This is a genomic window from Pseudomonas sp. WS 5412 (genome assembly GCF_012985615.1).
In the GTDB taxonomy this organism is placed as follows: Bacteria; Pseudomonadota; Gammaproteobacteria; order Pseudomonadales; family Pseudomonadaceae; genus Aquipseudomonas; species Aquipseudomonas shahriarae.
On sequence record NZ_JAARMB010000013.1, the window covers coordinates 57,579 to 68,944 of the forward strand.

The window sequence follows — 11,366 nt, forward strand, 5'->3', positions numbered from 1 at the left end:
CGCCTTCATGGAAAAGACCAAGCAGACTGTGCCCTCTGTGGTGCCGCGCCATGTCGCGATCATCATGGATGGGAATAATCGCTGGGCGAAAAAACGCTTTATGCCGGGTGTCGCCGGGCATAAAGCGGGTGTCGATGCGGTACGGGCCGTGATCGAGGTGTGTGCCGAGGCCAAGGTCGAGGTGTTGACCTTGTTTGCCTTCTCCAGTGAAAACTGGCAGCGCCCGGCCGAAGAGGTCAGCGCCTTGATGGACCTGTTCTTCAAGGCCTTGCGTCGTGAGGCCAAGCGCCTGAACGACAACAACATCAGCCTGCGTATCATCGGCGATCGCTCGCGGTTCCATCCGGAACTGCAGACGGCCATGCGTGAGGCAGAGGCTATCACTGCTGGCAGCAACCGCTTCGTCCTGCAAATCGCCGCCAACTATGGTGGGCAGTGGGACATTGCTCAGGCCGCCCAGCGCCTGGCGCGTGAAGTGCAGGCCGGTCATCTGCGGCCGGAAGACATCACGCCCGAGTTGTTGCAAACCTGTCTGGTGACCGGCGACCTGCCGTTGCCGGACCTGTGCATCCGTACCGGTGGCGAGCACCGCATCAGCAACTTCCTGTTGTGGCAGTTGGCCTATACCGAGCTGTACTTCTCCGACCTGTTCTGGCCGGACTTCAAACACGATGCCATGCGTAATGCGCTGGCCGATTTCGCTTCCCGTCAGCGTCGCTTCGGTAAAACGAGCGAGCAGATCGAAGCTGGAGCCCGGGTTTAATGCTTAAACAACGAATCATCACAGCACTGATCCTGCTGCCGATCGCCCTGTGCGGGTTTTTCCTGCTCGAAGGCGCAGGCTTTGCGCTGTTCATTGGTCTGGTCGTGACCCTGGGCGCCTGGGAATGGGCGCGCCTGGCAGGGTTTGCCGAACAACTGCCGCGGGTGGTGTACGCCGCCGTTGTCGCGTTGTTGCTGTTCCTGATGTACATCCTGCCGGATGTCGCACCCTGGGTGCTCGGGGCGGCGGTGCTGTGGTGGGCGTTGGCGACATTCCTCGTATTGACCTACCCGCGGACCAGCAGCAAGTGGTCCAGCGTCGCCTGCAAGCTGGTGATCGGCCTGCTGATCCTGCTGCCGGCCTGGCAGGGCCTGGTCTATATCAAGCATATGGCCCTGGGCAACTGGTTGATCATGGCGGTGATGGTCCTGGTCTGGGGCGCGGATATCGGTGCGTACTTCTCCGGCCGTGCCTTTGGCAAGCGCAAGCTGGCCCCGGCGGTCAGCCCCGGCAAGAGCTGGGAAGGGGTATACGGCGGGCTGGCCCTGACGTTGTTGATTACCCTGGTTGTTGGCGTTATGCGTGATTGGGGGGGCAAACAAATCCTCCTGGCCCTGATGGGCGCGGCGGTGGTCGTACTGATCTCGGTGGTCGGCGACCTCACCGAAAGCATGTTCAAGCGCCAGGCTGGCATCAAGGACAGCAGTAACCTGCTGCCGGGCCATGGCGGTGTGCTGGACCGCATCGACAGCCTGACGGCGGCGATCCCGGTGTTTGCCGTATTGTTGTGGATGGCCGCTTCGTGAGCCGCCTGCAGCAGGTAACCGTGCTGGGGGCAACCGGCTCGGTCGGATTGAGCACGCTGGATGTGATTGCCCGTCACCCTGAGCGCTACCAGGTATTTGCCCTGACCGGCTTCAGTCGCTTGAGCGAGCTGTTGGCGCTGTGCGTGCGGCATCGGCCGCAGTTCGCAGTGGTGCCGGATGGGACCGCTGCCCGTGGTTTGCAGGACGATCTGCGGGCTGCGGGTCTGTCGACCCAGGTGTTGGTCGGTGAGGAGGGTTTGTGCCAGGTATCCGCTGCCTCTGAAGTGGATACCGTGGTCGCTGCTATTGTCGGCGCCGCGGGTTTGCGTCCAACCCTCGCAGCGGTGGATGCTGGCAAAAAGATCCTGTTGGCCAATAAAGAAGCGCTGGTCATGTCCGGCGCGCTGTTTATGCAGGCCGTGCGCAAGAGCGCAGCGGTACTGTTACCGCTGGACAGCGAACACAACGCGATTTTTCAGTGCATGCCGGGCGATTTTGCCCGCGGCCTGAGTCAGGTCGGCGTACGGCGTATCCTGCTGACAGCCTCTGGCGGCCCGTTCCGTCAGACGCCGCTGGCCGAGCTGGAGCACGTCTCTCCCGATCAGGCTTGCGCTCATCCCAATTGGTCGATGGGGCGCAAGATCTCGGTGGATTCGGCCAGCATGATGAACAAGGGCCTGGAACTGATCGAAGCCTGCTGGTTGTTTGATGCTCGCGCCGATCAGGTCGAAGTGGTGATTCATCCGCAAAGCGTGATTCATTCCCTGGTCGACTACGTGGATGGCTCGGTGCTGGCCCAGTTGGGCAACCCGGACATGCGCACGCCGATTGCCAATGCCCTGGCATGGCCAGAGCGGATTGACTCGGGTGTGGCGCCCCTGGACCTGTTTGCTATTGCCCGCCTGGATTTCGAAGCACCGGATGATCAGCGCTTCCCTTGCCTGCGCCTGGCACGTGAGGCGGCAGAGGCGGGCAACAGCGCTCCGGCGATGCTCAATGCGGCGAATGAGGTCGCGGTTGCTGCGTTTCTTGATCGGCGCATCCGCTTTCCACAGATCGCGAGTATCATCGAGGAAATTTTGAGCCTTGAGCCGGTGGTTGCCGTGAATGATTTGGGCGCCGTGTTCGAGGCGGATGCCAAGGCCCGGGTCTTGGCCGAGCAATGGTTGAAACGCCACGCAGGTTAGTCGGCAGGCGCTGGATTGGAATGCGGAGAGATTAGATGAGTGCGCTCTACATGATTATCGGCACCCTGGTTGCTCTGGGTGTGCTGGTCACTTTCCACGAATTCGGTCATTTCTGGGTGGCGCGCCGTTGTGGCGTCAAAGTCCTGCGCTTTTCCGTGGGTTTTGGCATGCCGCTGCTGCGCTGGCACGACCGCAAGGGCACCGAATTCGTGATTGCTGCCATTCCCCTGGGCGGCTACGTCAAGATGCTCGACGAGCGCGAAGGCGAAGTGCCGGCTGATCAGTTGGATCAATCTTTCAATCGCAAGACCGTTCGTCAGCGGATCGCTATCGTGGCTGCCGGCCCGATCGCCAACTTCCTGCTGGCCATGGTGTTCTTCTGGGGCCTGGCAATGCTGGGCAGCCAGCAAGTGCGGCCGGTCATCGGTGCGGTGGAGGCGGGCAGCATCGCCGCCAAGGCCGGTTTGAGCGCCGGGCAGGAAATTGTTGCTATTGATGGCGAGCCTACTACAGGCTGGGGGGCGGTCAATCTGCAGTTGGTTCGCCGCCTGGGTGAGAGCGGCACCGTACAACTGGTAGTGCGCGAGCAGGACTCCACGGCCGAGACACCGCGCGAGCTGGTCCTGGACAAGTGGCTCAAGGGCGCTGATGAGCCTGATCCGATCAAGTCCCTCGGCATTCGGCCATGGCGCCCGGCACTGCCGCCGGTGTTGGCTGAGCTCGATCCGAAGGGGCCGGCCCAGGCGGCCGGCCTGAAGACCGGTGATCGTTTGCTGGCCCTGGATGGTCAGGTGCTAGGTGACTGGCAGCAAGTGGTCGATCTGGTTCGTGTACGTCCTGATACGAAAATTGTGCTGAAAGTTGAGCGCGACGGTGCTCAAATCGACGTCCCTGTTACCCTCGCGGTGCGTGGAGAGGCCAAGGCAGCCGGCGGATACCTGGGTGCCGGGGTCAAAGGTGTCGAATGGCCGCCATCGATGGTGCGGGAGGTCAGCTTCGGGCCGTTGGCTGCAATTGGCGAAGGTGCAAGACGCACTTGGACCATGAGTGTGCTGACCCTCGATTCGCTGAAGAAAATGTTGTTCGGCGAGCTCTCGGTAAAAAACTTGAGTGGACCGATAACCATTGCTAAAGTGGCGGGCGCTTCTGCCCAGTCGGGCGTTGCTGATTTCCTGAATTTCCTGGCTTATCTGAGTATTAGCCTAGGAGTTCTGAATTTGTTGCCCATTCCAGTATTGGATGGGGGGCATCTGTTGTTTTATCTCGTCGAGTGGGTGCGTGGTCGCCCCTTGTCGGATCGGGTGCAGGGTTGGGGGATACAGATCGGTATCAGTTTGGTGGTCGGGGTGATGTTGTTAGCCTTGGTCAACGATCTGGGACGTCTGTAACGCTTCGCTGAATTGCGAATCTGCCGCATTTTGCGGCAGTTTGTTTATTGCCAGTTGGAATAAGAAAGGACTTCATGAAACGTCTGCTGCTAACTGCGGTTCTCACCGTATTGATGATCGCCGAAGTTCACGCCGAGTCCTTCACCATCTCCGATATTCGCGTCAACGGCCTCCAGCGGGTTTCCGCGGGTAGCGTCTTTGGCGCCTTGCCGTTGAACGTTGGGGAACAGGCTGACGACCGTCGCCTGGTGGAATCCACTCGTGCGCTGTTCAAAACCGGCTTCTTTCAAGATATCCAACTGGGTCGTGAAGGCAACGTCCTGGTCATCACTGTCGTCGAGCGGCCTTCTGTCGCCAGTATCGAGATCGAAGGCAACAAGGCGATCTCCACTGAAGACTTGATGAAGGGTCTCAAACAGTCCGGCCTGGCCGAAGGCGAGATCTTCCAGCGTGCCACCCTCGAAGGCGTGCGTAACGAGCTGCAACGTCAATACGTTGCCCAGGGCCGTTACTCCGCTTCCGTGGAAACCGAAGTGGTGCCGCAGCCGCGCAACCGTGTCGGCCTGAAGGTCAACATCAACGAAGGCACTGTGGCGGCGATCCAGCACATCAACGTGGTGGGTAACACCAAGTTCGCCGACGACGACCTGATCGACCTATTCGAACTCAAGACCACTAACTGGCTGTCGTTCTTCAAGAACGACGACAAGTACGCCCGTGAAAAACTCTCCGGTGACCTGGAGCGCCTGCGTTCCTACTACCTGGACCGTGGCTATATCAACATGGATATCGCTTCGACCCAGGTGTCCATCACCCCGGACAAGAAACACGTGTACATCACCGTCAACGTCAACGAAGGCGAGAAGTACCGCGTTCGTGACGTGAAGCTCAGCGGCGACCTGAAAGTGCCTGAAGACCAGGTCAAGTCCCTGCTGCTGGTCCAGAAGGACCAGGTGTTCTCGCGCAAGCTGATGACCACGACTTCCGAGCTGATCACCCGTCGCCTGGGTAACGAAGGCTATACCTTCGCCAACGTCAACGGCGTGCCGACCCCGCACGATGATGACCACACTGTGGACATCACCTTTGTCGTCGATCCAGGCAAGCGTGCCTACGTCAACCGCATCAACTTCCGTGGCAACACCAAGTCCGAGGACGAAGTGCTGCGTCGTGAAATGCGTCAGATGGAAGGTGGCTGGGCTTCGACCTACCTGATCGACCAGTCCAAGACCCGTCTTGAGCGCCTGGGCTTCTTCAAGGAAGTCAACGTCGAAACCCCAGCCGTACCGGGTGTGGATGACCAGGTCGACGTGAACTACGCCGTGGAAGAACAAGCCTCCGGCTCGATCACCGCCAGTGTCGGTTTTGCACAGAGTGCCGGCCTGATCCTTGGTGGCTCGATCACCCAGAACAACTTCCTGGGTACTGGTAACAAGGTTTCCATCGGCCTGACCCGCAGTGAATACCAGAGCCGCTACAACTTCGGTTATGTGGACCCCTACTGGACTGCTGATGGTGTGAGCCTGGGCTACAACGCTTTCTACCGCACCACCGACTACAAAGACCTCGACGTCGACGTTGCAAGCTATGCGATCGACAGCCTGGGTGCCGGTGTCAACGTGGGCTACCCGATCAGTGAGACTTCGCGTCTGACCTTCGGCCTGACCGCGCAGCAGGATGAGATCAAGACCGGTGTCTACACCGTGGACGAGATCTTCGACTTCACCCGTCGTGAAGGTGACAAGTTCCTCAACTTCAAGGCCTCGGCCGGTTGGTCCGAGTCCACCCTGAACAAAGGCGTGCTGGCGACCCGTGGTCATTCCCAGAGCCTGACCCTGGAAGCCACCACCCCAGGTAGCGACCTGTCGTTCTTCAAACTCGACTACCGTGGCCAGTTGTTCACGCCGTTGAGCGATAACTACACCATGCGCCTGCACACGGAATTGGGCTATGGTGATGGCTACGGTTCGACCGATGGCCTGCCGTTCTACGAGAACTACTACGCCGGTGGTTTCAACTCGGTACGTGGCTTCAAGGACAGCACCCTGGGTCCACGTGGTACGCCAAGCCGTGGTGTTGCCGAAACCGGTAACGTCGGCACCGTGCGTGACTCGGACAATGATCCGCTGCCATTCGGTGGTAACGTGCTGATTCAAGGTGGTGCTGAAATTCTGTTCCCGCTGCCGTTCGTCAAGGACCAGCGTTCCCTGCGGACCTCGGTCTTCTGGGATGTGGGTAACGTATTCGACTCCAAGTGCGAGCAGATCCGTAACCCAAGCGGCTTGAAGTCCAACACCCAGTGCAACGACGTCAGCTTGAGCAATCTGGCCAGTTCCGTGGGTGTGGGTGTGACCTGGATTACTGCCCTGGGTCCGCTGAGCTTCGCCTTGGCGATGCCAGTCAAGAAACCGGATAACGCTGAAACCCAGATTTTCCAATTTTCCCTCGGCCAGACGTTCTAAGCGTCCGACCCAAGATAACGACAACGGATTCTGTAGGAGTGCATCGTGCGTAAGTTGACTCAATTGGTTCTTCTGGCAACTGTGCTGGTAGCGACCCCGGCGTTTGCCGAAATGAAAATCGCCGTCCTGAACTATCAGATGGCTCTGCTGGAATCCGATGCGGCCAAGAAGTACGCCGTGGATGCCGAGAAGAAATTTGGTCCGCAACTGACCAAGCTCAAGACCCTGGAAAGCAGCGCCAAGGGCATCCAGGATCGTCTGGTCGCCGGTGGCGATAAAATGCAGCAAGGCGAGCGCGAGCGTCTGGAGCTTGAGTTCAAGCAAAAGGCCCGTGACTATCAGTTCCAGTCCAAGGAGCTGAACGAAGCCAAGGCTGTTGCTGACCGTGAAATGCTCAAGCAACTGAAGCCAAAACTCGACAGCGCCGTGGAAGAAGTCATCAAGAAAGGTGCCTTTGACCTGGTCTTCGAGCGTGGCGCCGTGATTGACGTCAAGCCTCAATACGACATCACCCGCCAGGTGATCGAGCGCATGAACCAGCTGAAGTAAGCCATGACCGCGACTATCAAACTCGGTCAATTGGCCGAGTTCCTGGGGGCTACCTTGCGTGGCTCCCCGGAGAAGGAAATCACTGGGCTAGCCACCTTGCAGGAGGCTGGCCCAGCTCAGTTGAGCTTCCTCGCAAATCCCCAATACCGTAAATACCTGGGCGACAGCCAGGCTGCAGCTGTATTGCTGAAGGCCGCTGACGCCGAGACGTTTGCCGGGGATGCGCTGGTGGTGGCTGACCCTTACGCGGCTTACGCGCGGGTGTCGCACCTGTTCGATCCGAAACCCAAAGCGGCTCCTGGTATCCATCCTTCTGCTGTCATCGCCGATGATGCTCAGGTAGATCCTGCGGCGAGCATCGGGGCTTTTGTGGTGATCGAGAGTGGTGCGCGCATTGGCGCCGGTGTGACTGTCGGAGCCCATTGCTTTATCGGTGCCCGCAGTGAAATCGGTGCAGGTGGCTGGCTCGCGCCGCGCGTGACCCTGTACCACGATGTGCGTATCGGGCAGCGAGTGGTGATTCAGTCGGGTGCCGTGATCGGCGGCGAAGGCTTTGGCTTCGCCAACGAGAAGGGCATCTGGCAGAAGATCGCCCAGGTCGGCGGTGTGCTGATCGGTGATGATGTGGAGATTGGCGTCAACACTGCCGTCGATCGCGGGGCCCTGGCCGATACCGTGATTGGCAATGGTGTGAAGCTGGACAACCAGATCCAGATCGCCCACAACGTACAGATTGGCGATCACACGGCCATGGCCGCGTGTGTCGGCATCTCTGGCAGCACCAAGATCGGCAAGCATTGCATGCTGGCCGGCGGTGTCGGCTTGGTGGGCCATATTGAAATCTGCGACAACGTATTCATTACTGGCATGACCATGGTGACCCACTCGATTACCGAGCCAGGGGCCTACTCTTCCGGTACAGCGATGCAACCCGCGGCCGAGTGGCGCAAGAGCGCGGCCCGTTTAAGGCAGCTCGACGACATGGCGCGGCGCCTGAAACATCTGGAAAAGCGTGTTGGGGACGTGACCCCTGGCAGTAATGTTTCATCAGATGGCTGATACCATTTCCATATCAAGTGTGCACAGCAGCTAGACTGCCTTCTTGATTTGCTAGAGGGGCGTGCCTTAGTCCGCGCGCTCCCAATCTTTATTACAGGCTTCCCCCCGAAATGATGGACATCAACGAGATTCGCGAATACCTGCCTCACCGTTACCCGTTCCTGCTGGTGGACCGTGTAGTGGAACTGAATGTTGAGGAAAAGCGCATTCGTGCCTACAAGAATGTCAGCATCAACGAACCATTCTTCAACGGTCACTTTCCCGCGCATCCGATCATGCCGGGCGTGTTGATCATTGAGGCAATGGCCCAGGCCGCTGGTATCCTCGGTTTTAAAATGCTCGACCTCAAGCCTGCCGATGGCACGCTTTACTATTTCGTGGGCTCCGACAAGCTGCGCTTCCGCAACCCGGTCACCCCAGGTGACCAGTTGATCCTGGAAGCCAAGTTCGTGAGCTGCAAGCGCCAGATCTGGAAATTCGAATGCCAGGCCTCCGTTGACGGCAAGCCTGTGTGTTCCGCCGAAATCATCTGTGCGGAACGCAAACTATGAGTTTGATTGACCCTCGCGCAATCATCGATCCGACGGCCGTGCTGGCCGCCGACGTTGAGGTCGGCCCCTGGTCGATCATCGGCGCAGGTGTGGAAATCGGCGAGGGGACTGTCATCGGGCCGCACGTGATCCTCAAGGGTCCGACCCGCATTGGCAAACACAACCGCATCTACCAGTTCTCCTCGGTAGGCGAAGATACGCCGGACATGAAGTACAAGGGTGAGGAAACCCGCCTGGTAATCGGTGATCACAACATCATTCGTGAAGGCGTGACCATTCATCGTGGCACAGTGCAGGATCGGGCGGAAACGACCCTGGGTGATCACAATCTGGTGATGGCCTACGCCCATATCGGTCACGACAGTGTGATCGGCAACCACTGCATCCTCGTCAATAACACTGCGCTGGCCGGCCATGTGCACGTTGACGACTGGGCGATTCTTTCCGGTTTCACCCTGGTGCATCAGTACTGTCATATTGGTGCCCATAGCTTTTCCGGCATGGGTACCGCTATTGGCAAGGATGTACCGGCGTTCGTCACGGTTTTTGGCAACCCTGCCGAAGCCCGCAGCATGAACTTCGAAGGCATGCGCCGACGTGGTTTCAGCGAAGATGCCATCCACGCCCTGCGCCGCGCTTATAAAGTTGTGTATCGCCAGGGGCTGACGGTTGACCAGGCGCTGGCCGAGCTGGCCGAGCCGGCGGCGCTGTTTCCAGAAGTTGCCATCTTCCGCGATTCGATCCAGGCATCGACTCGCGGCATCACCCGCTGATCATGGCCACGCTGCGTATTGCATTGGTGGCCGGAGAAGCTTCCGGCGATATCCTCGGCGCTGGCCTGATGCGCGCCATCAAGGCGCAGCATCCAGCCGTTGAATTCATTGGGGTCGGCGGCCCGCTGATGCAGGCCGAAGGCCTGACTTCCTACTTTCCCATGGAGCGTTTGTCGGTCATGGGGCTGGTGGAAGTGCTGGGGCGCCTGCGCGAGCTGCTGGCTCGGCGCAAACAGCTGATCCAGACCCTGATCGCAGAAAAACCGGACGTCTTTATCGGTATCGACGCACCGGACTTCACCCTCAATATCGAACTCAAACTGCGTCAGGCCGGGATCAAGACCGTGCATTACGTCAGCCCGTCCGTATGGGCGTGGCGGCAGAAGCGTGTGCTGAAGATCCGCGAAGGCTGCGACCTGATGCTGACCCTGCTGCCTTTCGAGGCGCGGTTCTACGAAGAGAAGGGCGTGCCGGTCAGGTTTGTCGGCCACACTCTTGCCGATACCATCCCGCTGCAGGCTGATCGCGCCGCCGCCCGCGCCGAGTTGGGCCTGCCCGACGGGCCGCTGGTGGCGTTGATGCCCGGTAGCCGTGGTGGTGAAGTCGGGCGCCTGGGCGCACTGTTTTTCGATGCGGCCGAGCGTCTGCTGGCCTTGAAGCCCGGGGTGCGGTTTGTACTGCCGTGTGCGAGCCCGCAACGGCGTGCACAGATCGAGGCCTTGCTGGTAGGACGTGACCTGCCGTTGACCCTGCTCGACGGTGGTTCGCACCTGGCCCTGGCGGCCTGTGATGCGGTGTTGATCGCCTCCGGTACCGCCACGCTGGAGGCTTTGCTCTACAAGCGGCCGATGGTTGTGGCCTATCGCCTGGCGCCGCTGACCTACTGGATTCTCAAGCGCATGGTCAAAAGCCCGTACATCTCCTTGCCCAACCTGCTGGCCCAGCGGTTGTTGGTGCCGGAGTTGCTGCAGGACGCTGCTACCCCCGAGGCCTTGGCCCAGAACATTCTGCCGTTGATCGACGGTGGCGAAGAGCAGACCCGCGGCTTTGACGAAATTCACCGTACCTTGCGCCGTGACGCGTCGAACCAGGCCGCAGACGCCGTATTGACCTTGATCGGCCTCCAGCAGGAAACCCTATGAAGACGCAAATGGGCCTGGATTTCAGCCTGGTCGCCCAAACCCACGAACTGGTCGCCGGTGTCGATGAAGTAGGGCGCGGCCCGTTGTGCGGCGCGGTGGTCACGGCGGCGGTGATTCTTGATCCGAATCGTCCGATCCTCGGTCTCAACGACTCGAAGAAGCTCACCGAAGCCCGTCGTGAAAAGCTTTTTGATGAAATTTGCGAAAAAGCCCTCAGCTGGCATATCGCCCGGGCCGAAGTCGAAGAAATCGACGAACTGAACATCCTGCATGCCACGATGCTGGCCATGCAGCGCGCCGTCGAGGGCCTACACATTACCCCCAAGCTGGCGATGATCGACGGCAATCGCTGCCCGAAGCTGGCGATGCCGGCCGAGGCGGTGGTCAAGGGTGATAGTAAGGTGCCGGCAATTGCCGCCGCCTCCATCCTGGCCAAGGTCAGTCGTGACCGTGAGATGGCGGCGTTCGAATTGATCTATCCGGGCTACGGCATAGGCGGCCATAAAGGCTACCCGACGCCCGTTCATCTGGAAGCCCTGGCTCGATTGGGCCCGACGCCGATCCACCGCCGCTCGTTTGCCCCGGTACGCCAGGCTTATGAGGTGCGCGAAAGCCTGGTCGAGCTTTAGGCGCAGGCTGATGTTTTACTCAAGGCCCGGTACAATCCGGGCCTTGTTGTTTTCACA

At 59.7% G+C, this 11,366-nt stretch carries 11 protein-coding genes; all 11 read left to right on the plus strand.

Going from position 1 to position 11,366, the window contains the following annotated elements; all coding sequences use genetic code 11:
• The first annotated feature begins 7 nt into the window (after positions 1-7).
• The 11 genes from uppS (at position 8) to rnhB (ending at position 11,309) form a co-directional block, all read left to right on the plus strand.
• On the plus strand, positions 8-763 hold the full coding sequence (gene uppS / locus HBR94_RS17630; protein WP_057439905.1) for a polyprenyl diphosphate synthase: 756 nt from the start codon (positions 8-10) through the stop codon (positions 761-763).
• A complete protein-coding gene (locus tag HBR94_RS17635; protein ID WP_057439903.1) occupies positions 763-1,569 on the plus strand; it encodes a phosphatidate cytidylyltransferase in 807 nt (268 codons plus the stop codon). Before uppS ends, HBR94_RS17635 begins: the two co-directional genes overlap by 1 nt.
• Positions 1,566-2,756, plus strand: coding sequence for a 1-deoxy-D-xylulose-5-phosphate reductoisomerase (gene ispC / locus HBR94_RS17640; RefSeq protein ID WP_057958695.1), 1,191 nt, complete (start codon positions 1,566-1,568; stop codon positions 2,754-2,756). Before HBR94_RS17635 ends, ispC begins: the two co-directional genes overlap by 4 nt.
• A gap of 35 nt (positions 2,757-2,791) precedes the next feature.
• A complete protein-coding gene (rseP, locus tag HBR94_RS17645; RefSeq protein ID WP_170045287.1) occupies positions 2,792-4,144 on the plus strand; it encodes a sigma E protease regulator RseP in 1,353 nt (450 codons plus the stop codon).
• A gap of 74 nt (positions 4,145-4,218) precedes the next feature.
• A complete protein-coding gene (gene bamA, locus HBR94_RS17650; RefSeq protein ID WP_057958697.1) occupies positions 4,219-6,606 on the plus strand; it encodes an outer membrane protein assembly factor BamA in 2,388 nt (795 codons plus the stop codon).
• Between the two features lie 45 nt (positions 6,607-6,651).
• Positions 6,652-7,155: an OmpH family outer membrane protein gene (locus HBR94_RS17655; protein WP_003219314.1), complete on the plus strand. Its 504-nt coding sequence runs from the start codon at positions 6,652-6,654 to the stop codon at positions 7,153-7,155.
• 3 nt (positions 7,156-7,158) lie between these two features.
• On the plus strand, positions 7,159-8,214 hold the full coding sequence (gene lpxD, locus HBR94_RS17660) for a UDP-3-O-(3-hydroxymyristoyl)glucosamine N-acyltransferase (RefSeq protein WP_115127530.1): 1,056 nt from the start codon (positions 7,159-7,161) through the stop codon (positions 8,212-8,214).
• A 110-nt stretch (positions 8,215-8,324) separates the two neighbouring features.
• A complete protein-coding gene (gene fabZ, locus HBR94_RS17665; protein WP_029297270.1) occupies positions 8,325-8,765 on the plus strand; it encodes a 3-hydroxyacyl-ACP dehydratase FabZ in 441 nt (146 codons plus the stop codon).
• Positions 8,762-9,538 carry an acyl-ACP--UDP-N-acetylglucosamine O-acyltransferase gene (lpxA, locus tag HBR94_RS17670; RefSeq protein ID WP_032858160.1) on the plus strand — a complete coding sequence of 259 codons (777 nt, stop codon included), beginning with the start codon at positions 8,762-8,764 and terminating at the stop codon, positions 9,536-9,538. Before fabZ ends, lpxA begins: the two co-directional genes overlap by 4 nt.
• A gap of 2 nt (positions 9,539-9,540) precedes the next feature.
• Complete coding sequence (gene lpxB, locus HBR94_RS17675) at positions 9,541-10,680, plus strand: lipid-A-disaccharide synthase (RefSeq protein WP_170045288.1); 1,140 nt, start codon at positions 9,541-9,543, stop codon at positions 10,678-10,680.
• A complete protein-coding gene (gene rnhB / locus HBR94_RS17680) occupies positions 10,677-11,309 on the plus strand; it encodes a ribonuclease HII (RefSeq protein WP_057439893.1) in 633 nt (210 codons plus the stop codon). The genes lpxB and rnhB overlap by 4 nt, the downstream gene beginning before the upstream one ends.
• Positions 11,310-11,366 lie beyond the last annotated feature (57 nt).